We start from the raw sequence: 22,521 nt of genomic DNA, 5'->3' as shown, positions 1-22,521 counted from the left end.
TTGGCATCTGCAAGGTGACTGTTGACTGGTTTTTTGCTGATTTTTTAATGATAAAGTAGTGATTACTAACTGATTAGTAAGTGATTAATGGCTGGTTGCCTCCTGTGATTTTTCTGCCTCTGGTAAATTGGGGGAGAGTACTGATCAACTCACCACTCTGAATAATTTTCATGATTGCACTCTACAAAGTTTCGACATCCGTCAAATTGTAACGGTCAGAGAACAGCGTTACACGAGGTTTTCCGTATCTATGCATTCTTAGTTGGGTAGCTCAACTGCTCCTTCCAGATCTTTTTTTACGTCACACCCCATTCATGTGGAGGAGAAGGCGTGAACAATTAGTTATCGCCTGCTCCGGTGCTCTTCTCGCAATGGGACACTCAGCATGAAAACTAAACCTGCACTAATGGAAGATGAGTTCATCGATATGAAGTTTATCACACGCCTTACTGGCCTGAGTGATAAATGGTTCTATAAGTTGATACAGGAAGGGGTATTTCCGAAACCCATTAAGATGGGTAGAGCTTCTCGCTGGTTAAAAAGCGACCTGGAGGAGTGGTTGCAGGCTAAAATTAATGATTCCAGAAATTAAATATTTTGGACTGTGTTTATCAAATTCCATGCCCTTTTTGCTGCTTAATTTTAAATGACACTCTGATCATGCACCGTGATTGAAATAAGTTATAGCCACCCCTTAATCATTTTTTTCAGACGACATTAACTTCGGAGTAAATAATTTAACACAATGAAATATCAAACCGTATCTGGCCTGAATGTTGAGTATTAATACGTGACGGATTGTTAATATATATCAGTACATAAACCCCAATATTCCAGTAATACACACCTACGCAATACACACCAAGCAATTTAGTCAGCATCACCCAACTAACATCCAACACAAACTCAATAAGCCAGATTTGATACCACCTAATTACCTCAACCATCGCGGGTAAGGTTCCGTCCTGCCCGATATTCAGATCACAGGAATCTATTATGCTTAATGATATTTATCTTGACCAACGTCATGCCCCATTCAATACAACGTATTTGCAACGGATGCTGGGTGTAATTGATAACGCTATAGCACAACACCCAAGGACAATGGCTGTCCGTGTCGATCTACGTCTGCCTGATGACAACTGTAATAGGAATAGTGGTCTGATATCCCGTTTCATTGAATCGCTTAATGCAAAAATCGATGCTCGGTACCGAAATAAAATAAAGAATGGCATCAGGAGCTACCCATGCCAGTTGCGTTACGCCTGGGTTCGGGAAGTGGGAGAAATAAACGAGAAGTCCCATTACCACATGGTACTTTTCGTGAACAAAGACACATTCAATGGACTTGGGAGCTATGGAGAAGGGGGAACGGGATTAGCCAGCCTGATACGTGAAGCCTGGCTGAGCGCTTTGCAACTAGGCCCTTACCCCGAATACCGAACGTTGGTCCACATCCCAGATAATCCCCTGTATTATCTGGATGCCAACGCCACAGACTATCGTGCGGTTTACGATAAGCTCACTTTCCGTCTGAGCTACTTTGCGAAGGAGCGCACCAAGTCATACAGCCGAGATGAACGCTCGTTTGGCTGCAGTCAGTCCTGAGGCAAAACAAACTAAGTCTATAAAGATTTTTTCAGCCTGGCTCTAATCGACTGAATCTCAGCATACTCCGCTTTTGAAGCCTTGACACGTCAGTTGTTCTTTCACCTCTGAGTGGCTACTCGCGACTGCCTGCAGGAGACTGATTATGTTATTGACCGCAAAATCCATTAACTGACTTTTCGACTTAATCTCCTTAAGTTATGTGAGAAATTTGCCGATATGAAAACATGATCCTCCAGTCGCTACTGACATGCCCTGTCAGTAGCAACTGGTAATCTCAAGGAAAAATTACAAGGAGAACGCGCATGAGCGGGCATGAGGTAATGGTACAAAGAATGACCGCTATTATTGCAGAACTTTACCAGTACGGTTTTGTATCACGTAAGAAGATGATGGACGAATTCAACATCAGTGAGCGTACTTTGTATCGTGATCTTAATCGTCTGGGCGACAGAATCGTCCCCGATGGTGATGGTATTTACAGGCTGGCTCCCGCTTACGCTAAACCTCAGGCTCTAAAAGAACAACAAAATCTCGGCCATGTTTATTATGGCGATCAGCGCCTGGTATTTACTGCGCGGACGGGAGCGCGATGTCGCATTACGCTCGTTTGCCATCGGTTCCGTCTTCGGTACTCTGGCGATTATTGGCACGCTGCAACTCGGAGACAGTTCTGCGTATGAAGTCGCGCAAGTACAACCGGTAAAACTGGCGGCGATGGAAGGGGAGTGGCAAACGGAACCTGCACCTGCACCGTTCCATGTGGTTGCCTGGCCGGAACAGGATCAAGAGCGTAACGCCTTTGCCATCAAAATTCCCGCGCTGCTAGGGATCCTCGCCACTCACTCATTAGATAAACCCGTGCCGGGTCTGAAGAATTTGATGGCTGAAACCTACCCACGCTTGCAACGCGGACGTATGGTCTGGCTGTTAATGCAGGAAATATCGCAAGGCAATCGTGAGCCGCATGTGTTGCAGGCATTCCGGGAACTGGAAGGTGACCTGGGCTACGGCATGTTGCTCTCCCGCTATGCGCCGGATATGAATCATGTCACAGCCGCACAGTACCAGGCGGCGATGCGTGGTGCAATACCTCAGGTTGCGCCGGTATTCTGGAGTTTCCGCATCATGGTGGGCTGTGGTTCCCTGCTGCTACTGGTGATGCTGATTGCGCTTGTCCAGACGCTGCGTGGCAAAATCGACCAGCATCGCTGGGTGCTGAAAATGGCGCTCTGGAGTTTGCCGTTGCCGTGGATTGCGATTGAAGCCGGGTGGTTTATGACCGAGTTTGGTCGTCAGCCGTGGGCGATACAGGACATCTTACCGACATACTCCGCGCACTCCGCCTTAACCACAGGACAACTGGCTTTCTCACTGATCATGATCGTAGGGCTTTACACCCTGTTCTTAATCGCCGAAGTCTACCTGATGCAGAAATATGCCCGTCTGGGGCCGAGCGCGATGCAGAGTGAACAACCGACGCAGCAACAGGGGTAAAGGAGAAAATCATGTTTGATTATGAAACATTGCGCTTCATCTGGTGGCTGCTGATTGGCGTGATCCTGGTGGTCTTTATGATCTCCGACGGATTTGACATGGGGATCGGCTGTTTGCTGCCGCTGGTGGCGCGTAATGATGATGAACGCCGGATAGTGATTAATAGCGTTGGTGCGCACTGGGAAGGCAATCAGGTCTGGTTGATCCTCGCAGGTGGGGCATTATTTGCCGCCTGGCCCAGAGTGTATGCAGCGGCGTTTTCCGGCTTTTATGTGGCGATGATCCTGGTGCTGTGCTCGCTGTTCTTCCGCCCGCTGGCCTTTGATTATCGCGGAAAAATCGCCGATGCACGCTGGCGTAAAATGTGGGATGCCGGTCTGGTCATCGGCAGTCTGGTGCCGCCGGTAGTCTTCGGTATCGCCTTCGGCAACTTGTTGCTCGGCGTGCCGTTTGCCTTCACACCGCAATTACGCGTGGAGTATCTCGACAGCTTCTGGCAACTGCTGACGCCATTCCCTTTATTGTGCGGATTGCTCAGCCTTGGGATGGTGATTTTGCAAGGTGGCGTCTGGTTACAACTGAAAACTGTTGGTGTGATTCATCTGCGTTCACAGCTGGCGACTAAACGCGCTGCACTGTTGGTGATGCTGTGCTTTTTGCTGGCGGGTTACTGGCTGTGGGTCGGTATTGATGGCTTTGTACTGCTCGCCCAGGATGCTAACGGTCCTTCCAATCCGTTAATGAAACTGGTGGCAGTGCTACCTGGTGCCTGGATGAATAATTTTGTCGAGTCGCCCGTTTTGTTGATCTTCCCGCTACTGGGGTTCTTCTGCCCATTGCTGACGGTGATGGCGATTTATCGTGGTCGCCCGGGTTGGGGATTTTTGATGGCATCATTGATGCAATTTGGCGTGATTTTCACGGCAGGTATCACGCTGTTCCCCTTTGTCATGCCGTCAAGCGTGAGTCCAATCTCCAGCCTGACGTTGTGGGACAGCACTTCCAGTCAGCTGACGCTGAGTATTATGTTGGTAATCGTGCTGATATTTTTGCCCATTGTGTTGCTCTACACTCTCTGGAGCTACTACAAAATGTGGGGGCGCATGACGACAGAAACTCTCCGCCGTAACGAAAACGAGCTGTACTAAGGAGCAGGAACAATGTGGTATTTACTTTGGTTCGTCGGCATTTTGTTGATGTGTTCGCTCTCCACCCTTGTGTTGGTATGGCTGGACCCGCGATTGAAAAGTTAACGAACGTAAGTCTGATGCGGCGCATTAGCGTCGTATCAGGCAATCAATAATGTCGGATATGAAAAGCGGAAACATATCGATGAAAGCGATCTTGATCCCATTTTTATCTCTTCTGATTCCGTTAACCCCGCAATCTGCATTCGCTCAGAGTGAGCCGGAGCTGAAGCTGGAAAGTGTGGTGATTGTCAGTCGTCATGGTGTGCGTGCCCCAACTAAGGCCACGCAACTGATGCAGGATGTCACCCCAGACGCATGGCCAACCTGGCCGGTAAAACTGGGTTGGCTGACACCGCGCGGTGGTGAGCTAATCGCTTATCTCGGACATTACCAACGCCAGCGTCTGGTAGCCGACGGATTGCTGACGAAAAAGGGCTGCCCGCAGCCTGGTCAGGTCGCGATTATTGCTGATGTCGACGAGCGTACCCGTAAAACAGGCGAAGCCTTCGCCGCCGGGCTGGCACCTGACTGTGCAATAACCGTACATACCCAGGCAGATACGTCCAGTCCCGATCCGTTATTTAATCCTCTAAAAACTGGCGTTTGCCAACTGGATAACGCGAACGTGACTGACGCGATCCTCAGCAGGGCAGGAGGGTCAATTGCTGACTTTACCGGGCATCGGCAAACGGCGTTTCGCGAACTGGAACGGGTGCTTAATTTTCCGCAATCAAACTTGTGCCTTAACCGTGAGAAACAGGACGAAAGCTGTTCATTAACGCAGGCATTACCATCGGAACTCAAGGTGAGCGCCGACAATGTCTCATTAACCGGTGCGGTAAGCCTCGCATCAATGCTGACGGAGATATTTCTCCTGCAACAGGCACAGGGAATGCCGGAGCCGGGGTGGGGAAGGATCACTGATTCACACCAGTGGAACACGTTGCTAAGTTTGCATAACGCGCAATTTTATTTACTACAACGCACGCCGGAGGTTGCCCGCAGCCGCGCCACCCCGTTGTTGGATTTGATCATGACAGCGTTGACGCCCCATCCACCGCAAAAACAGGCGTATGGTGTGATATTACCCACTTCAGTGCTGTTTATCGCCGGACACGATACTAATCTGGCAAATCTCGGCGGCGCACTGGAGCTCAACTGGACGCTTCCAGGTCAGCCGGATAACACGCCGCCAGGTGGTGAACTGGTGTTTGAACGCTGGCGTCGGCTAAGCGATAACAGCCAGTGGATTCAGGTTTCGCTGGTCTTCCAGACTTTACAGCAGATGCGTGATAAAACGCCGCTGTCATTAAATACGCCGCCCGGAGAGGTGAAACTGACCCTGGCAGGATGTGAAGAGCGAAATGCGCAGGGCATGTGTTCGTTGGCCGGTTTTACGCAAATCGTGAATGAAGCACGCATACCGGCGTGCAGTTTGTAATGCATAAAAAAGAGCATTCAGCTACCTGAATGCTCTGAGGCTGATGACAAACGAAGAACTGTCTAATGCGTAGACCGGAAAAGGAGTTCACGCCGCATCCGGTCACTTTACCTTCAGTTTTACTCTTTCTCGGAGTAACTATAACCGTAATAGTTATAGCCGTAACTGTAAGCGGTGCTGGCGCGTTTAATCACACCATTGAGGATAGCGCCTTTAATATTGACGCCTGCCTGTTCCAGACGCTGCATTGACAAGCTCACCTCTTTGGCGGTGTTCAGGCCAAAACGCGCAACCAGCAGGCTGGTGCCGACAGAGCGCCCCACGACCGCAGCATCGCTCACCGCCAGCATCGGCGGCGTATCGACAATCACCAGATCGTAATGGTCGTTCGCCCATTCCAGTAATTGACGCATCCGATCGCGCATCAGCAGTTCAGACGGGTTAGGTGGCATCTGACCGCGAGTAATCACATCAAAGCCTCCTTTGCCAAAATGCTGGATCACTTTGTTGAGCTCATCTTTACCTGCCAGATATTCCGACAAGCCATGTGCATTACTCACGGTAAACAGGTTATGCGAATAACCATGGCGTAAGTCGGCATCAATAAATAACACTTTTTGATCGGACTGGGCGATCACCGCTGCCAGAGTTGAACTGACAAATGTTTTACCACTGTCTGGCGTCGCACCGGTGATCATCAGAATGTTATTCTCAGTCTCCATCATAGCGAAATGCAGACTGGTTCGTAGCGCACGTACGGCTTCCACAGCAGAATCCGCCGGGTTATCCACCGCCAGGAAGGGGATATTTTTAGGGAAGGTGCGAATAAGCGGGGAAATTCTTCTCGGCTGACTCAGTCATTTCATTTCTTCATGTTTGAGCCGATTTTTTCTCCCGTAAATGCCTTGAATCAGCCTATTTAGACCGTTTCTTCGCCATTTAAGGCGTTATCCCCAGTTTTTAGTGAGATCTCTCCCACTGACGTATCATTTGGTCCGCCCGAAACAGGTTGGCCAGCGTGAATAACATCGCCAGTTGGTTATCGTTTTTCAGCAGCCCCTTGTATCTGGCTTTCACGAAGCCGAACTGCCGCTTGATGATGCGAAACGGGTGCTCCACCCTGGCACGGATGCTGGCTTTCATGTATTCGATGTTGATGGCCGTTTTGTTATTGCGCGGATGCTGCTTCAAGGTTTTTACCCTGCCGGGACGCTCGGCGATCAGCCAGTCCACATCCACCTCGGCCAGCTCCTCGCGCTGTGGCGCTCCTTGGTAGCCGGCATCGGCTGAGACAAATTGCTCCTCTCCATGAAGCAGATTACCCAGCTGATTGAGGTCATGCTCGTTGGCCGCGGTGGTGACTAGGCTGTGGGTCAGGCCACTCTTGGCATCGACACCAATGTGGGCCTTCATGCCAAAGTGCCACTGATTGCCTTTCTTGGTCTGATGCATCTCCGGATCGCGTTGCTGCTCTTTGTTCTTGGTAGAGCTGGGTGCCTCAATGATGGTGGCATCCACCAAAGTGCCTTGGGTCATCATGACGCCTGCTTCGGCCAGCCAGCGATTGATGGTCTTGAACAATTGACGGGCCAGTTGATGCAGCTCGAGCAGGTGGCGGAAATTCATGATGGTGGTGCGATCCGGCAGGGCGCTATCCAGGGATAATCGGGCAAACAGGCGCATGGAGGCGATTTCGTACAGGGCATCTTCCATGGCACCGTCGCTCAGGTTGTACCAATGCTGCATGCGGTGAATACGCAGCATGGTCTCCAGCGGATAGGGCCGTCGGCCATTGCCCGCCTTGGGATAAAACGGCTCGATGACAGCGGTCATATTCTGCCATGGCAGAATCTGCTCCATGCGGGAGAGGAAAATCTCTTTTCGGGTCTGACGGCGCTTAGTGCTGAATTCACTATCGGCGAAGGTGAGTTGATGGCTCATGATGTCCATCTGGGATGTGCTCCGGATGAATATGATGATCTCATATCAGGAACTTGTTCGCACCTTCCTTAACAAAATTTTGGGACTGACCGAAACAAAAAGGCCAGCCCCGGAGGGCTGGCTATTCAGTACAGGGCAATGACAGGTTTCTTGATGCCGCAGGCGTGAGCGTAGCGGGTCAGTGTGTCGATGCTGGCTTTGGTGATGTTGTTTTCCAGGCGAGAAATAACCGGAGGTGTAACCCCCATGCGTTCAGCAACCTGCGCTTTTGTCAGGTTGTCATGCTTGCGCCATTCAGCAAGCAGCTCCCTGAGCTTTTCCTTACGTTCTTCTTCCTGCCATGCAGCGCGATATTCATCGTCCTGCATCCACTCGTTATGCAGTTCTTTATGGCTTACCAGTTTCATTAAGTACCTCCGCTAACCGCTTTTTGGCGAGATCGATTTCTTTCGCTGGCGTTTTCTGTGACTTCTTGATGAAAACACGGAGCATGATGATGGTATTGCCTTTGTGGTATACCCAGATTCCCCTGGCTATGTCCGTCCCCATCGTGCGGATCTCAAAAAGTCCATCGCCCAGGGGCTTCGTGTCCGGCTCCCGCAGTAATCGGGCGTCATACTCCAGTTTGCCGATGAGACGGTCAAACTTCACCCTGATTTTTACGGGTAATGCTGTGGCTTCTTCCCTGGCTTCCGGGTGATAAACAACGCTAAACATGTGACCTCCCATTTCTATTAATATTAACCTATAGGCTAATTTCAGACAAGGTAGAATTAACCTATAAGCTAATTTTGTTGGCAGTTATCGTGGCTACCCGGTCACTACCCTGTTAGCGTGAGTTTTCGTTCCACTGAGGAACGGGGATTTATGCGCGTTAGCGCATGTAAGGCGGCAGGATGAAATGACAGGTAGCACCGAGGGTTAGCCGCCGATACCAGTGAGGGATCGAAAGGGATCGCCTATCCATCCCTTCACCCTGCAAAGCCATATTCCGCTAAAAGCGGCTCAGAGGCTTTTGTGCGCGGTCGGAGTGGTCACAACAAGGCGAAGCCGCAGTTGGGGCGTATCTCCTCGTTAGCGGGTCGTAAGAGCCGCTTACGAGCGTGTAAGCTAATTCTTCAGCGATATTTGCTGACGTATCCGGCGTGGCCGGATTTGTCCAATCCCTCGATGGCTAACAGGCGAGCTGTTAGCCATCGAGGGATTCCGTTCTGAATGCCCCGCGCTTTAGCGTGGGGAGCTACTTTTGAGGCGCTCGCGCCGATGCTGTTCGGTTATCCACTTTTTAAAGGGGATAACAGTAATGTCTTTTATTTTTTTTGGTTTATCTTTTAATACGTAAGTAATTAAAAGATAAACCAAAAGAGTATTTGCGCCATCTCGTTTGCACTTCATTATCACTTACCCACAAGCTATACAGCAGTTGTGGTGGGTCTACGCCGGAACCGCCGAAAAATCCGTCATTCCTGTAGGCGGGATGGGTTGGATTTCGAAAATTATTGTACTATAAGGGCTTCCCCGGCGTGTCAACGCCGGTGTTTATGGTTTCTGTCTGCTCTTCAGTAAAAATAAAGGGGAGAGACTGCGGTACTATAAACGGCCATGATGAATCGTCATCGATTCGGACCCTGATGAAAGACGCGCGTGAGGTTCTTGTTCGTTAAGCGGATACGTATATCCTGTACAATAGCCAGATAGGCCTCACGGGGTCTAACCCTTTATCATCAACGAATTGCAGGTCAGATGGTTATTTTGTTTCGTGCTTTAGCTGGCTGAGTACAGCCTGAAATCATCACCGTAATGCAATGATGCCCAGCACAGCCTTGCGTTTTTGGCGGCGATGGCTACAACGGCACGCCAGTATCCTCTGCGATCGACCAGTGAACAGACCCAACGACTGAATAAATCAGTCCTTTTCTCGGCACCAATCAGAACCGAACGAGCCCCCTGAACCAGTAGCGTTCGCAGATACGAATCGCCAGCTTTAGTTATCCTGCCAAGCTTTGATTTCCCACCACTGCTGTACTGCGATGGCGTTAGTCCCAGCCAGGCTGCCAGTTGTCGCCCATTTTTAAAATCGTGTGCATTACCGATACTGGCGACCAGCGCACAGGCCGTTGTGGGACCAATCCCTTTCAGTTCCATCAATCGCTGGCTGCGGTGATCTGTTTTTGCCATGCGGGACAAAATCCGGTCATATTCAGTAATATTATCTTCAATACGATCAATGTGTTCCAGCAGGTCATTAACACATTGTTGAACCTGAAGTGGCAAAGAACTCTTCTGCTCAGAAACCATGTGACGCAGGGCATCTGTACTTTGTGGGGCGATGACACCGAATTCCGATATCAAACCTCTCAATCGGTTATATGTTGCTGTTTTCTCTTCGATAAAACCCTGTCTGATACGGTGTAGGCATTGCATCGCCTGCTGGCTCTCATCCTTCACTGGTACAAACCGCATATGCGGGCGACGAACTGCTTCACAGATAGCCTGAGCATCAGCTGCATCATTTTTGCCTGATTTACCGGCCATGCGGTAAGGAGATACAAATTTAGCAGCCATCAGCCGTGGTTCATGACCATATTGCCGAAACAACCTTGCCCAGTAGTGAGCCCCGGAGCATGCCTCCATCCCGATAACACAGGGAGGTAAACTGGCAATCAGCTCAGGAAGGGCAGCACGCGATACTTTGGGTTTAACCAGAACAGTTTTACCGTGTTGGTCAACGCAGTGAACAGCGAACACATTTTTAGCAAGATCGATACCGACAGTCGTGATGGTCATAACGAATCCCTCCGGGGCTATGTTTACCCCATGATTGCACAAGAGTTAATCAGGCGCATATCCAGGGGAAGTCCCTTCCATTCGTTAAGGCTGTTTTTTGTACTGAGGTTTATTGCAGACGTGCAGAATCCCCGCCAGCTAAGGCGGTAGTAGGCGGGGATCAGGCAAAGGTTAGGGAGTAGTATTCCTGTTTGCGCTGGCGAGCCACTTCACGCTTCGCTTTCATCCTGGCTAACCCGGCAGCGGCCTTACGCGTCCAGTTCTCAACCTTGATAGCGATTAACCGGACATCCCCGGAGGATATGATTTCTTCCGGGTTGGCCTTAAGCAGCCTGGCGCGTTCCCGGTAAACCTGTTTTAGCGGGATGCCGAGAATGGCGAAGAAATCCTCTGGGCACTGTTGCAAAGTTAGCGATGAGGCAGCCTTTTGTCTTATTCAAAGGCCTTACATTTCAAAAACTCTGCTTACCAGGCGCATTTCGCCCAGGGGATCACCATAATAAAATGCTGAGGCCTGGCCTTTGCGTAGTGCACGCATCACCTCAATACCTTTGATGGTGGCGTAAGCCGTCTTCATGGATTTAAATCCCAGCGTGGCGCCGATTATCCGTTTCAGTTTGCCATGATCGCATTCAATCACGTTGTTCCGGTACTTAATCTGTCGGTGTTCAACGTCAGACGGGCACCGGCCTTCGCGTTTGAGCAGAGCAAGCGCGCGACCATAGGCGGGCGCTTTATCCGTGTTGATGAATCGCGGGATCTGCCACTTCTTCACGTTGTTGAGGATTTTACCCAGAAACCGGTATGCAGCTTTGCTGTTACGACGGGAGGAGAGATAAAAATCGACAGTGCGGCCCCGGCTGTCGACGGCCCGGTACAGATACGCCCAGCGGCCATTGACCTTCACGTAGGTTTCATCCATGTGCCACGGGCAAAGATCGGAAGGGTTACGCCAGTACCAGCGCAGCCGTTTTTCCATTTCAGGCGCATAACGCTGAACCCAGCGGTAAATCGTGGAGTGATCGACATTCACTCCGCGTTCAGCCAGCATCTCCTGCAGCTCACGGTAACTGATGCCGTATTTGCAGTACCAGCGTACGGCCCACAGAATGATGTCACGCTGAAAATGCCGGCCTTTGAATGGGTTCATGTGCAGCTCCATCAGCAAAAGGGGATGATAAGTTTATCACCACCGACTATTTGCAACAGTGCCCTCTACGCAACGGTAGACCCCATAGACATTGTCAGATTTCAGACCAGCCCTCACCGTCTGGTCTTTTTTGGCAGGACGCTTCGGGGTATTAAGTGGTCGTGTCTGACATACTCCATTCAGGCACACTGATACCGATAACAGATCTCGTTAATCAAAATATGATTCCTCATAAATAAGTCTGGAGGCACCAGTTATTTGTCAGGGACACCGGGGTCCGAAATAACCAGCTTCATTCACGGGTAATAAAATGAAAATCAAAGACTTTAGTGTGGGTATCAGGCTGGCTGGCAGCTTCAGCCTAATTCTGGTTCTTATCATGATCATGACAGTGACCGGAGTGGGGTACCTGAACTCTATGCTCACTTCCACCGAACGCGTGATGAATAATTATCTTCTGCAGGAGCGTATGGCGAATGAATGGCAGACCGGTATTGAATCAAACGGTGCGCTTGGACTGGTTCTGCTGACGTCGGGGGACCCGGATATCAGGACATATGCACAGCAGCGGATAGAGAAAACCCGTGCTCGCGTGGATATACTGCAGGATAAATTTAACAGGGAGCTTACTTCAGAGCAGGGTATTAAGCTGCTGAAAACCATTGGTGAAAAGCGTCAGGTGTATGCAGATACCCTGGTAAAAGCTCTTCAGATCAGTGAGCAGGGGGACCGTGAAGCCCTGAACCGCTTCATTCGGTCACAGCAATTACCGATCATAAATGACTACATGGCCAGTCTGCAGGCACTGGTGGAATACGAAAAAACAAGCATAGATAAAGCGGGTGAAGTTATCGCTGATAATGGTACGGCAGCCATACTGACACTGATCATCACTGGGTGTATGGCGCTTCTTCTGGGAGGTGTGCTGGCATGGCTGATCACCAGAAGCATTACCAGTCCGTTGATTTCAGCCGTCCGGATTGCCCGGGAAGTGGCGGAAGGTAACCTGTGTGTGGAGATTAAAGTGGACTCACAGGACCAGCTGGGGCAACTGATGCAGGCACTGCGTGATATGTGCGGGAGTCTGAGTAACACCGTCCGGGAAGTACGTCAGGGAGCGGACAATATTGCGCTGACTGCAGCAGAAATCAGCAGTGGTAATACAGACCTGTCAGCCCGCACCGAAGAGCAGGCTGCCGGTGTGGAACAGACGGCGGCCACTCTGGAACAACTGACGGCCACCATAAACAATACTGCCGGCAATACAGCACAGGTTTACCAGTTTGTGACAGAAACAACGGCCATTGTGAAACAGAATGGAGTGGTCATGAGTGAGGTGTCTTCCCGGATGCAGGAGATTTACGACACCTCGTCTGAAATGACAGCCATCATCCAGGTCATCGACGGGATTGCCTTCCAGACCAACATTCTCGCGCTTAATGCTGCCGTGGAAGCCGCACGCGCCGGCGAGTCCGGCCGTGGATTTGCGGTTGTGGCCGGAGAGGTTCGTAATCTGGCTCAGCGCAGTGCTTCTGCCGCGCGGGAAATAAAAGAGCTCATTGATGACTCCGTTTCCCGCATTGCATCCGGCCGTACCCTGGTTGAAAAAGCAGACAGGGAAATGGAGGATATCATCAGTAACGTCCAGAGCATGGAAGGGCTGATTGAGGAAATAGCCAAGGCCAGTCGTGAGCAGGGAGATGGTATTGCCCAGATTAACAGCGCCATGGGCCAGATAGACAGCACCACCCAACAAAATGCAGCTCTGGTGGAACAGTCTGCAGCCACTGCCGCTTCGTTGCAGAATCAGTCACGGATTCTGCAGGAGAAGGTGAGCGTATTTCGTCTCCGTGATAATAAAAAACGCGATGCTGAACGAAAAAATACCATAGTACCGACAATCAGCAACACCAGCCCGCAGAGTAAGGTTAAAGCGGTAAAGTCCGTTCGTGAAACGGAACAACACGCCAGCGAGAACTGGGAAACCTTCTGACCCCCGACAACAGCGGGATCCTGTCGTTCCCGTTTTGTCAGCCATAATCTCCCGGCATGGTGTTCGCACTGTGCCGGTTATTTACAGGCGACAGTAATAATGAGTGAAATAAATCCCCGTCAGGCTAAATATGCAGACATACATGCGAAACTGACCGACCGGATGCAGTCTGTCAGGGTCATCCTTGAACAGATGGAAGGACACGAGTACGCCGCAATCAGCACCTACATGAATAACATGGAAGCGATTGCCTGCTTTTACGAGGAGGCAGGGGAAAGTCTCAGTGAGCCAGACTTCCTGAACTACCTGAAACAAAACGACCTTAACCTGTTTATTGAAATTCTCTCTGTGGGACGCGCCATTTCACTGATGAAAAACCTGCTGGTGAATATAAGGTGGCTTGTAGTGGCACAGTAAATTTGGCCACCTGATTAAAGGTGATATTCTCACCTCAACACAAAACAGGTGACTTAATGAACAAGAAAACCAAACGTAGTTTCACCCCTGAGTTCAGGCTGGAATGTGCACAGCTGATTGTTGATAAGGGCTACTCATATCGACAGGCCAGTGAAGCGATGAATGTGGGTTCTACTACGCTTGAGAGCTGGGTACGCCAGCTCAGGAGAGAGCGCCAGGGGATTACGCCCTCTGCCACACCCATTACTCCAGACCAGCAACGTATCCGCGAGCTGGAAAAGCAGGTTCGCCGTCTGGAGGAGCAAAATACGATATTAAAAAAGGCTACTGTAGATTCAATTGGTCAACGCAACAGTTATGTGAAAACATGGGGTTGCGGAGGTTTTTTGAATGAGACGAACATTTACAGCAGAGGAAAAAGCCTCTGTTTTTGAACTATGGAAGAACGGAACAGGCTTCAGTGAAATAGCGAATATCCTGGGTTCAAAACCCGGAACGATCTTCACTATGTTAAGGGATACTGGCGGCATAAAACCCCATGAGCGTAAGCGGGCTGTAGCTCACCTGACACTGTCTGAGCGCGAGGAGATACGAGCTGGTTTGTCAGCCAAAATGAGCATTCGTGCGATAGCTACTGCGCTGAATCGCAGTCCTTCGACGATCTCACGTGAAGTTCAGCGTAATCGGGGCAGACGCTATTACAAAGCTGTTGATGCTAATAACCGAGCCAACAGAATGGCGAAAAGGCCAAAACCGTGCTTACTGGATCAAAATTTGCCATTGCGAAAGCTTGTTCTGGAAAAGCTGGAGATGAAATGGTCTCCAGAGCAAATATCAGGATGGTTAAGGCGAACAAAACCACGTCAAAAAACGCTGCGAATATCACCTGAGACAATTTATAAAACGCTGTACTTTCGTAGCCGTGAAGCGCTACACCACCTGAATATACAGCATCTGCGACGGTCGCATAGCCTTCGCCATGGCAGGCGTCATACCCGCAAAGGCGAAAGAGGTACGATTAACATAGTGAACGGAACACCAATTCACGAACGTTCCCGAAATATCGATAACAGACGCTCTCTGGGGCATTGGGAGGGCGATTTAGTCTCAGGTACAAAAAACTCTCATATAGCCACACTTGTAGACCGAAAATCACGTTATACGATCATCCTTAGACTCAGGGGCAAAGATTCTGTCTCAGTAAATCAGGCTCTTACCGACAAATTCCTGAGTTTACCGTCAGAACTCAGAAAATCACTGACATGGGACAGAGGAATGGAACTGGCCAGACATCTAGAATTTACTGTCAGCACCGGCGTTAAAGTTTACTTCTGCGATCCTCAGAGTCCTTGGCAGCGGGGAACAAATGAGAACACAAATGGGCTAATTCGGCAGTACTTTCCTAAAAAGACATGTCTTGCCCAATATACTCAACATGAACTAGATCTGGTTGCTGCTCAGCTAAACAACAGACCGAGAAAGACACTGAAGTTCAAAACACCGAAAGAGATAATTGAAAGGGGTGTTGCATTGACAGATTGAATCTACAACCGCGCTCTTGATGTCAGACTCCCTGAACAGTTCTCGATAATCGGGAAACTCAGAGCGCATTATCCTGTGGCCACACTCTGCCATGTGTTCGGGGTTCATCGCAGCAGCTACAGATACTGGAAAAACCGTCCTGAAAAACCAGACGGCAGACGGGCTGTATTACGCAGTCAGGTACTTGAGCTACATGGCATCAGCCACGGTTCGGCCGGAGGAAGAAGCATTGCCACAATGGCAACCCGGAGAGGCTACCAGATGGGACGCTGGCTTGCTGGCAGGCTCATGAAAGAGCTGGGGCTGGTCAGCTGTCAGCAGCCGACTCACCGGTATAAACGTGGTGGTCATGAACATGTTGCTATCCCTAACTACCTTGAACGGCAGTTCGCCGTGACCGAGCCAAATCAGGTGTGGTGCGGTGATGTGACCTATAGTGTGCCCGGAGTTCAGGGCGGGCATGGATGCTTAAATGAACCGCGAGTCTGTCTGGAATATTGAACCGGTAACTCACGATGAGAAACCCAACAATCCCACCGGGTGTGACGGTGGAGAACCTGAGCGGCAGTGACCTGCGGCATGCCCGCAGGGTGATGTAACCCGCTGACAACGGGGATTGAGGCGAGATCACTAAGCCGAGATGATCCTCAAGGTTAAGTACTGAAAGGCTGAAGAACATGAACCCGTTAATCCGCCTCTGTGGGTTGAAAACGTCACCACGGCCTACGTGATCTGACAGGCCGTGCAGGAGGAACTGGCAGTGATACGTAAGCACTGCCGGTCGAAGGTGTTTTGACATGTATGCGAAACACCGGGGCAGCAGCGTCTATCACGCTTGCGTTGCTGACCTCTGCCAACTTGCGGCAAGCAAGGATAAAGAGTGCGACGGGCAGCCTCCTCAGTATGCCTGAGTCCAGGCAGGTAAACCGGGGAAGGTCAGCGACGGATGTTAAGGGGGCATGGCTCCGATGACGCGCTGGCTGGCGGAGCTTCCGTAGTAGTCCGCGATGGGGAAAGCCCATTACATGGCGAAGGGAAGCAGTTTGAATGTGTTTGCGACGTGAATTAACTGACCTAACGAGGTGAAGACCTTTGATAATCAGCGAAATGCAACGCAAGCTTGCCACATGGGCAGTCACCGATCCGTCCCTACGGATTCAACGGCTGCTGCGTCTGATAACACAACCAGAATGGCTGGCTGAAGCGGCGCGGATCACGCTTTCATCAAAGGGGGCCCATACCCCCGGCGTTGATGGCGTGAACAAAACAATGCTACAGGCCAGACTGGCTGTTGAGCTGCAAATCCTCAGGGATGAATTACTCTCAGGCCACTACCAGCCCTTGCCCGCCAGACGGGTTTACATCCCTAAAAGCAACGGCAAACTGCGACCACTGGGTATCCCCGCGTTGCGGGATCGTATTGTTCAGCGGGCCATGCTGATGGCGATGGAGCCGATATGGGAGAGTGATTTTCATACGCTCTCATATGGCTTCCGGCCTGAGCGCAGTGTCCACCACGCGATCCGCACGGTGAAATTACAGCTCACAGACTGTGGTGAAACCCGGGGACGCTGGGTGATTGAAGGCGACCTGTCCAGTTACTTCGACACCGTACATCATCGACTGCTGATGAAGGCTGTACGCCGCAGGATCAGTGACGCACGTTTCATGACTCTGCTGTGGAAAACCATCAAGGCGGGACATATCGATGTCGGTCTCTTTCGGGCGGCCAGTGAAGGTGTGCCACAGGGCGGTGTTATATCGCCGCTATTATCGAACATCATGCTGAATGAGTTCGATCAATACCTGCATGAGCGCTACCTGAGCGGGAAAGCCAGAAAAGATCGGTGGTACTGGAATAACAGTATCCAACGGGGCCGAAGTACGGCGGTCAGAGAAAACTGGCAGTGGAAACCCGCGGTGGCGTACTGCCGCTATGCCGATGATTTTGTCCTCATCGTCAAAGGCACCAAAGCACAGGCGGAAGCCATCAGGGAGGAGTGTCGGGGTGTGCTCGAAGGCAGTCTGAAACTCAGGCTGAACATGGATAAGACTAAAATCACCCATGTTAATGACGGCTTTATCTTTCTGGGGCACAGGATCATTCGCAAACGCAGTCGTTATGGCGAGATGCGAGTGGTCTCAACGATCCCGCAGGAGAAAGCCAGAAACTTCGCCGCATCGCTGACAGCACTGTTATCAGGCAACTACAGTGAAAGCAAAGTCGATATGGCTGAACAACTCAACCGAAAACTGAAAGGCTGGGCCATGTTCTATCAGTTCGTTGATTTTAAGGCCAAAGTCTTCAGTTATATCGACCGTGTCGTGTTCTGGAAGCTGGCTCACTGGCTGGCCCGCAAATACCGTACAGGTATCGCTTCCCTGATGAGGTGGTGGTGTAAATCACCGAAACCGGGTCAGAGCAAAACGTGGGTTTTATTTGGTAAAACCAATCACGGCAAGCTCAGCGGCGAAATACTGTACCGGTTGGTGGGGCAAGGCAAGAAGCTGTTCCGCTGGCGGCTACCCGAAGGTAATCCCTATCTGAGGACGGAGACCAGAAACACGTATACATCGCGCTTTACAGAAGTGGCAATGGCGTTCGCCAGCATTTAAATGGAGAGCCGGATGCGCTGAAAGGTGCACGTCCGGTTCGGGGAGGAGAGGCAGGGAAATAGTCCGACTACGCCCTGCCTCTTACTCTACTCTGGACAGGCAAGCGTTGGGCTTACCTTGCTGTTGTTCTCGATCTGTTCGCAAGGAAACCTGAGGGTTGGGCAATGTCATTCTCACCGGACAGCAAGCTGACATCAAAGCGCTGGAAATTGCGTGGGAAGCTTGCGGTAAACCCGCCGGAGTGATGTTCCACAGTGACAGTAATAATGCCGGTGTCAGTCTTTACCACCACTCAGTTTGCCGTTTAACCCGATTGGTGTGATTACTGATGCAGTGAAGACCTTTCCGCATCACATCACTACAAATATTGATTTTTGATTGTTGGATTCGCACCAGATTTCACCTCTGTAGGGTATTCAAAAATGCTCAGTTATTACTGATGCCTAAACTGCAGCGTTGCGGGCAGGTAGCGTTGTAGCGTTTCGGGCGTATCGCCCTCGATCAATTGGCTTATCAGATCATAGCAGTGCCAGGCCAACTGGCGGTTATCCTGCTGTACGGTATCGATACGCAGCGACAGCGAATCATAAAGATAGTGATCGTCAAAGCTCGTCAGATGGATATCTGAGTCGAGTAAATGGTGCTGGCTCATATAGCGCAGTACCCCTTCGAGCAGTCCACAGGCGGCAGTGAACAGCGCCTTAGGCGGCCGCCCAAGTCGCGCGCAGAGTGCGGCGAACATCTCATAGCCTGAGCTCGGGTGGTAGTTACCGTTAATCACCCATTCCGGGCGCAGTGCAATACCCGCCTGAGCCAAACCCTGCGTGAAGCCGGTCAGACGATCGCGTGAAGGCGACAGACGCGACTGACCGCCTAAAAACCAGAACTCATCGCTATGCTTAGGTGCAATGCGGGAAATCAGTTCCGCCGTTGGGGTAATCGAATCAGTCATCACCAGCGGCAGCAGGCTTTCATTAGGACAACGGTCAAACAGCACTACTGGCAGTTGTTGGCTGAGCTTAAGATAGTCGGCATCGTTGTGCATACATGAAGCGACGATCAGACCGTCAACCTGGCGGGAAATCATGTTATTGACCACCACGCTCTCCTGACCGGGGTTTTCATCAGTACAAGAGATCAATAGCTGGACGCCTGCTTCGCGGCACAGCATTTCCAGCTCATGTGAAAAGACCGCAAAGCCGTGGTTGGTGATCTCCGGCACCACCAGTCCGATGGTGTGGCTGCGGTTGTCGCGCAGCGAGCGGGCGTGAATGCTTGGCTGATAGTGCTGCTCACGGGCAATCGCCAGTACTCGCTCACGCGTTTCCTGCGCCACACGCAGCTCCTTACCACGACCGTTCAGTACTAGGCTGGCGGTCGCTTTTGAGACGCCAGCCTGTTCGGCGATATCTTTAATGGTTACGCGTTTAGTTTTCATTACGACGCCATGAGCTTGAGGCAAAACGCTTATTCTACCATGCAAGTTCGCAGCGGCCAGTAGCAGAATGCGTCCGGTGTGATGCCAGAGAACATTAGCTGCCCTGAACAGGCCGGGAAGTAGCGGCAGCTCATCACTCCTTCGCCGCCGTTGATGAAAATCTCCACGCTAGACTGGTCGATGAAAATATGCAGCGAGCGGACGTCTCCGCGCCAGTAACGATAATGCTTCTCGTCGCTGGCCAGACTGGGTCGGGCCAGGCGGATCCCGCTGGCATCGCGTTCAAGGATTAATGCGCCGTCAAAATCGAGGCTCAAAATATCGTCCCCAGTGGTTTGTAGAACGATTTCCATCGGTGCCAGCGGCAGGGAGTTCCCTGCCCAGCCGTGCGCTTCGCCGCGCAGGGCGCTCAGCTCTCGTAGAGGACGTTGGTATAGCTGACCATCGATAAACTCCAGCTCACGCAGGCAGGTCATCTGATGGATCCAGCCGTTGGTGAGGGTCGGTTGAAGCATCTCTTCGCCCTCCGGCACGCCCATCCAGCCGACCAGCAGACGGCGGCCATCACTGGTAAGCATGGTTTGCGGGGCGTAGAACTCAAACCCTGCGTCCAATTCGTGCAGTTCGCCATGCTCGAAGGCCGCGCGGTGGTAGTCGAAATCGCCGCTCATCCACACTGCCGGGTAGGTGTTGAGATAGCGCTCTTTCTCACGAGGCACGCCCTGCGGGCAGCAAATCAGGACATGCTGGTCGCCGAGGGCAAACAGGTCCGGGCATTCCCACATATAGCCCGCGTCGTCCAGGCCATTGATGCCATAACCGGCGATTTCGCCCTGACTCGTCCACTCATGAAGGTCCGCTGAGCTGAATAACAACACCTTGCCACGCTTTTGCAAATCCTGTGCGCCCAGCACCATGTACCAGCGACCTTCGTGCTGCCAGACTTTCGGGTCACGCACGTGGCCGGTATAGCCCTCCGGCAGCGGTAATACCGGGCCGAGTTTGGTAAACGTGCCGTCGGCATTTTCCGTCGCCAGGCACTGCCACGCGGTTCGGCTGCCGTCGTCAAATTTTACGTTGCCGGTATAGCACAGGGTGAGCGTGCCCTGACTATCCACGGCGCTTCCGGAGTAGCAGCCGTTGCGGTCATACTCTTCATCCGGCATGAGCGCGATCGGCTCATGTTGCCAGTGCAGCAGGTCGGCAGAGCTCCAGTGCCCCCAGCACTTGAACTTATGATCGCAGGCGAGCGGGTTCCACTGATAAAACAGGTGATAACGTCCGGCAAATTCAATAAAGCCGTTGGGATCGTTCATCAGCCCGGTCACCGGCGCATGGTGCCAGCGGGGATAGTGGCTGTCGGCCAGCGCGCGCGGCTGGCCCTGCATAACAGCCTGCAAAATCGCAGGCAGGCGTGATGGATGTGACATTATTCAGCGTCCGTTTTGTATTTCAGTACCAGGGAGACGACAAAGGCGACGCCAAAGGCGATAACCATCCCGATAATGTAGTTCAGCAGCGAGCTGGCCTGCACGATAGCCATGCCAGGGATAGCCGTCAGGCCCACCGCGGTCATGTAAACATGCATGGATACCACCCACGCGCCGCCCACCGCGCCGCCAATCAGGGCTGCGATAAACGGTTTTACAAAGCGTAAGTTAATACCAAAAATCGCCGCTTCGGTGATGCCGAGCATGGCAGAAAACGCCGAGGGCAGGGTAATGGCTTTGATTTTGGCATCTTTCGTTTTGAACCACACCGCCAGACAAGCACCGCCCTGAGCGACGTTGGCCATCGCCCAAATCGGCAGCAGGAAGTTGACGCCGATGGATGGGTTGCCCAGCAGTCCCGCTTCGATGGCGTGGAAGCTGTGGTGAATACCGGTAATGACGATAACCGAATAGAGACCGCCAAACAGCAGTCCGGCCAGCCAACCGGCGTGGGTAATCAGGGTGCTAAGGACAAACGAAATACCGTCGCCAAGCGCGCGACCAGCCGGGCCGATAATCAGCAGGGCGATAAAACCGGAAATGATCACCGTCAGGAACGGCGTCAGGATCAGATCCAGTGCATCGGGGATCACGCGACGCAGCTGTTTCTCAACGATGCTCATAAACCACACCGCCAGCAGCACCGGGAACACCGTGCCCTGATAGCCGATCATGGCAATCTCAAGGCCGAAGAAGTTCATGGTGTGGAAACCGGCGGCCACACCCCAGGCGTTGGTGAGCGCCGGGTGAGTCAGGATGCCGCCAAGCGTCGCGCCAAGATAAGGATTACCACCGAACTCGCGGGCGGCGGTGAAGCCAATCAGGATCGGCAGAATAATAAACGCCGCTGAGCTGCACATATCCAGCATGATGTAGATGGCGTTACCCGGGTCGACCCAGCCGTACGTTTTAACCATCCCCAGAAGGCCCATCAACAGGCCGGAGGCGACGATAGCCGGGATGATCGGCACAAAGATGTTCGACAACAGGCGGGCAATGCGCTGGAAAGGATTCAGTTTTTTCGCCGCAATGTCGGCAGCTTCCGATTTGCTGGATTCGCCAATCCCTGCCGCCTGGATAAAGGCGGCGTAGACTTTGTTCACCACCCCGGTGCCGAAGATAATCTGCATCTGTCCGGCGTTACGGAAACAGCCCTTCACCCCATCAATTTTGCCGATGGCCTGCTGATCGGCCAGTGAGTCATCGACCAGCACCAGGCGCAGGCGTGTGGCACAGTGCGCGGCGCTGGCGATATTTTCCTTGCCTCCCAGAAGCGGAAGTAGCGAGCGGGAAATCTGTTCAAAATCCATAGTACCCTCTGAATGCGTATTGATTTTCGAGTTGTCGTCCCGTGGTAGCCGGAGCGCATTCTCTTCGTTGTTATTGTGTCCGGGGCGACGAAACGTATTTT

Annotated in this window: 18 protein-coding genes and 6 pseudogenes; 14 read left to right on the top strand and 10 right to left on the bottom strand. The window is 51.8% G+C overall.

Features of this window, described 5'->3' with window-relative positions; genetic code table 11:
• Positions 1-385 precede the first annotated feature (385 nt).
• The 7 genes and pseudogenes from HV345_RS18370 (at position 386) to appA (ending at position 5,736) form a co-directional block, all read left to right on the top strand.
• Entirely contained in the window at positions 386-592 is a 207-nt protein-coding gene (locus HV345_RS18370; protein ID WP_032654816.1) for an AlpA family transcriptional regulator, read from the top strand.
• Positions 593-996: 404 nt separating this feature from the next.
• Entirely contained in the window at positions 997-1,608 is a 612-nt protein-coding gene (locus tag HV345_RS18365; RefSeq protein ID WP_008325050.1) for an inovirus Gp2 family protein, read from the top strand.
• A 305-nt stretch (positions 1,609-1,913) separates the two neighbouring features.
• A pseudogene (locus tag HV345_RS26735) lies at positions 1,914-2,000 on the top strand (hypothetical protein); the annotation flags it as partial.
• Between the two features lie 145 nt (positions 2,001-2,145).
• Positions 2,146-3,105 (top strand): annotated as a pseudogene (locus HV345_RS18360) (cytochrome ubiquinol oxidase subunit I); the annotation flags it as partial.
• An 11-nt stretch (positions 3,106-3,116) separates the two neighbouring features.
• Complete coding sequence (gene appB, locus HV345_RS18355) at positions 3,117-4,253, top strand: cytochrome d ubiquinol oxidase subunit II (RefSeq protein ID WP_032654819.1); 1,137 nt, start codon at positions 3,117-3,119, stop codon at positions 4,251-4,253.
• Between the two features lie 12 nt (positions 4,254-4,265).
• The gene (cbdX, locus tag HV345_RS18350; protein WP_000270305.1) at positions 4,266-4,358 is read left to right on the top strand and encodes a cytochrome bd-II oxidase subunit CbdX; all 93 of its coding nucleotides are present in this window, start codon (positions 4,266-4,268) and stop codon (positions 4,356-4,358) included.
• 79 nt (positions 4,359-4,437) lie between these two features.
• A complete protein-coding gene (gene appA, locus HV345_RS18345; RefSeq protein ID WP_016239723.1) occupies positions 4,438-5,736 on the top strand; it encodes a bifunctional acid phosphatase/4-phytase in 1,299 nt (432 codons plus the stop codon).
• A gap of 119 nt (positions 5,737-5,855) precedes the next feature.
• On the opposite strand, the pseudogene HV345_RS18340 reads toward appA, so the two are convergent.
• The 7 genes and pseudogenes from HV345_RS18340 to HV345_RS18310 form a co-directional block, all read right to left on the bottom strand.
• Positions 5,856-6,548, bottom strand: a pseudogene (locus tag HV345_RS18340) (polysaccharide biosynthesis tyrosine autokinase); the annotation flags it as partial.
• Between the two features lie 148 nt (positions 6,549-6,696).
• Positions 6,697-7,677 (bottom strand): IS5-like element ISKpn26 family transposase, encoded by a 981-nt coding sequence (locus tag HV345_RS18335; protein WP_032655735.1) that lies wholly within the window; start codon positions 7,675-7,677, stop codon positions 6,697-6,699.
• Between the two features lie 125 nt (positions 7,678-7,802).
• Entirely contained in the window at positions 7,803-8,084 is a 282-nt protein-coding gene (locus HV345_RS18330) for a helix-turn-helix transcriptional regulator (RefSeq protein ID WP_000780222.1), read from the bottom strand.
• Positions 8,065-8,394 (bottom strand): type II toxin-antitoxin system RelE/ParE family toxin, encoded by a 330-nt coding sequence (locus HV345_RS18325; protein ID WP_000493286.1) that lies wholly within the window; start codon positions 8,392-8,394, stop codon positions 8,065-8,067. The genes HV345_RS18330 and HV345_RS18325 overlap by 20 nt, the downstream gene beginning before the upstream one ends.
• A gap of 1,047 nt (positions 8,395-9,441) precedes the next feature.
• Positions 9,442-10,464 carry an IS110 family transposase gene (locus HV345_RS18320; RefSeq protein ID WP_001572362.1) on the bottom strand — a complete coding sequence of 341 codons (1,023 nt, stop codon included), beginning with the start codon at positions 10,462-10,464 and terminating at the stop codon, positions 9,442-9,444.
• 160 nt (positions 10,465-10,624) lie between these two features.
• The gene (locus tag HV345_RS18315) at positions 10,625-10,870 is read right to left on the bottom strand and encodes a hypothetical protein (protein ID WP_255467584.1); all 246 of its coding nucleotides are present in this window, start codon (positions 10,868-10,870) and stop codon (positions 10,625-10,627) included.
• Positions 10,871-10,909: 39 nt separating this feature from the next.
• Positions 10,910-11,614 carry an IS6-like element IS26 family transposase gene (locus HV345_RS18310; RefSeq protein WP_001067855.1) on the bottom strand — a complete coding sequence of 235 codons (705 nt, stop codon included), beginning with the start codon at positions 11,612-11,614 and terminating at the stop codon, positions 10,910-10,912.
• A 310-nt stretch (positions 11,615-11,924) separates the two neighbouring features.
• Here HV345_RS18310 and HV345_RS18305 point away from each other — a divergent pair, with 310 nt between their 5' ends.
• The 7 genes and pseudogenes from HV345_RS18305 to HV345_RS26495 form a co-directional block, all read left to right on the top strand.
• Entirely contained in the window at positions 11,925-13,607 is a 1,683-nt protein-coding gene (locus HV345_RS18305) for a methyl-accepting chemotaxis protein (protein ID WP_103283513.1), read from the top strand.
• Between the two features lie 99 nt (positions 13,608-13,706).
• Positions 13,707-14,024, top strand: a complete 318-nt coding sequence (locus HV345_RS18300) for a hypothetical protein (RefSeq protein WP_086550888.1) — start codon at positions 13,707-13,709, stop codon at positions 14,022-14,024.
• Between the two features lie 20 nt (positions 14,025-14,044).
• A pseudogene (locus tag HV345_RS18295) lies at positions 14,045-14,347 on the top strand (transposase); the annotation flags it as partial.
• Between the two features lie 67 nt (positions 14,348-14,414).
• The gene (locus tag HV345_RS18290) at positions 14,415-15,566 is read left to right on the top strand and encodes an IS30-like element IS30 family transposase (protein ID WP_001254932.1); all 1,152 of its coding nucleotides are present in this window, start codon (positions 14,415-14,417) and stop codon (positions 15,564-15,566) included.
• A gap of 9 nt (positions 15,567-15,575) precedes the next feature.
• Positions 15,576-16,001, top strand: a pseudogene (locus HV345_RS18285) (IS3 family transposase); the annotation flags it as partial.
• Between the two features lie 672 nt (positions 16,002-16,673).
• Positions 16,674-18,182, top strand: a complete 1,509-nt coding sequence (gene ltrA, locus HV345_RS18280) for a group II intron reverse transcriptase/maturase (protein WP_001189123.1) — start codon at positions 16,674-16,676, stop codon at positions 18,180-18,182.
• An 80-nt stretch (positions 18,183-18,262) separates the two neighbouring features.
• Positions 18,263-18,450: pseudogene (locus HV345_RS26495) on the top strand (DDE-type integrase/transposase/recombinase); the annotation flags it as partial.
• Between the two features lie 165 nt (positions 18,451-18,615).
• On the opposite strand, the gene HV345_RS18270 reads toward HV345_RS26495, so the two are convergent.
• Genes HV345_RS18270 through HV345_RS18260 form a run of 3 tightly spaced genes read right to left on the bottom strand, consistent with a single transcriptional unit; the run spans position 18,616 to position 22,420 of the window.
• The gene (locus HV345_RS18270) at positions 18,616-19,620 is read right to left on the bottom strand and encodes a LacI family DNA-binding transcriptional regulator (RefSeq protein WP_003029591.1); all 1,005 of its coding nucleotides are present in this window, start codon (positions 19,618-19,620) and stop codon (positions 18,616-18,618) included.
• Positions 19,621-19,649: 29 nt separating this feature from the next.
• Positions 19,650-21,050: a sucrose-6-phosphate hydrolase gene (locus tag HV345_RS18265; RefSeq protein ID WP_003029589.1), complete on the bottom strand. Its 1,401-nt coding sequence runs from the start codon at positions 21,048-21,050 to the stop codon at positions 19,650-19,652.
• A complete protein-coding gene (locus tag HV345_RS18260; protein WP_000345204.1) occupies positions 21,050-22,420 on the bottom strand; it encodes a sucrose-specific PTS transporter subunit IIBC in 1,371 nt (456 codons plus the stop codon). Before HV345_RS18260 ends, HV345_RS18265 begins: the two co-directional genes overlap by 1 nt.
• Between the last annotated feature and the right edge of the window lie 101 nt (positions 22,421-22,521).

The sequence above is a fragment of the Citrobacter sp. RHBSTW-00986 genome (genome assembly GCF_013783065.1).
GTDB lineage: Bacteria > Pseudomonadota > Gammaproteobacteria > Enterobacterales > Enterobacteriaceae > Citrobacter > Citrobacter braakii.
The sequence above is the reverse complement of the archived record's forward strand: the minus strand, read 5'-3'. Positions and strand labels throughout refer to the sequence as shown.

Coding starts and splice junctions, on each gene's coding strand:
- HV345_RS18370 (WP_032654816.1), top strand. CDS start 386: ATGAAAACTAAACCTGCACTAATGGAAGATGAGTTCATCGATATGAAG.
- HV345_RS18365 (WP_008325050.1), top strand. CDS start 997: ATGCTTAATGATATTTATCTTGACCAACGTCATGCCCCATTCAATACA.
- appB (WP_032654819.1), top strand. CDS start 3,117: ATGTTTGATTATGAAACATTGCGCTTCATCTGGTGGCTGCTGATTGGC.
- cbdX (WP_000270305.1), top strand. CDS start 4,266: ATGTGGTATTTACTTTGGTTCGTCGGCATTTTGTTGATGTGTTCGCTC.
- appA (WP_016239723.1), top strand. CDS start 4,438: ATGAAAGCGATCTTGATCCCATTTTTATCTCTTCTGATTCCGTTAACC.
- HV345_RS18335 (WP_032655735.1), bottom strand. CDS start 7,677: ATGAGCCATCAACTCACCTTCGCCGATAGTGAATTCAGCACTAAGCGC.
- HV345_RS18330 (WP_000780222.1), bottom strand. CDS start 8,084: ATGAAACTGGTAAGCCATAAAGAACTGCATAACGAGTGGATGCAGGAC.
- HV345_RS18325 (WP_000493286.1), bottom strand. CDS start 8,394: ATGTTTAGCGTTGTTTATCACCCGGAAGCCAGGGAAGAAGCCACAGCA.
- HV345_RS18320 (WP_001572362.1), bottom strand. CDS start 10,464: ATGACCATCACGACTGTCGGTATCGATCTTGCTAAAAATGTGTTCGCT.
- HV345_RS18310 (WP_001067855.1), bottom strand. CDS start 11,614: ATGAACCCATTCAAAGGCCGGCATTTTCAGCGTGACATCATTCTGTGG.
- HV345_RS18305 (WP_103283513.1), top strand. CDS start 11,925: ATGAAAATCAAAGACTTTAGTGTGGGTATCAGGCTGGCTGGCAGCTTC.
- HV345_RS18300 (WP_086550888.1), top strand. CDS start 13,707: ATGAGTGAAATAAATCCCCGTCAGGCTAAATATGCAGACATACATGCG.
- HV345_RS18290 (WP_001254932.1), top strand. CDS start 14,415: ATGAGACGAACATTTACAGCAGAGGAAAAAGCCTCTGTTTTTGAACTA.
- ltrA (WP_001189123.1), top strand. CDS start 16,674: ATGCAACGCAAGCTTGCCACATGGGCAGTCACCGATCCGTCCCTACGG.
- HV345_RS18270 (WP_003029591.1), bottom strand. CDS start 19,620: ATGAAAACTAAACGCGTAACCATTAAAGATATCGCCGAACAGGCTGGC.
- HV345_RS18265 (WP_003029589.1), bottom strand. CDS start 21,050: ATGTCACATCCATCACGCCTGCCTGCGATTTTGCAGGCTGTTATGCAG.
- HV345_RS18260 (WP_000345204.1), bottom strand. CDS start 22,420: ATGGATTTTGAACAGATTTCCCGCTCGCTACTTCCGCTTCTGGGAGGC.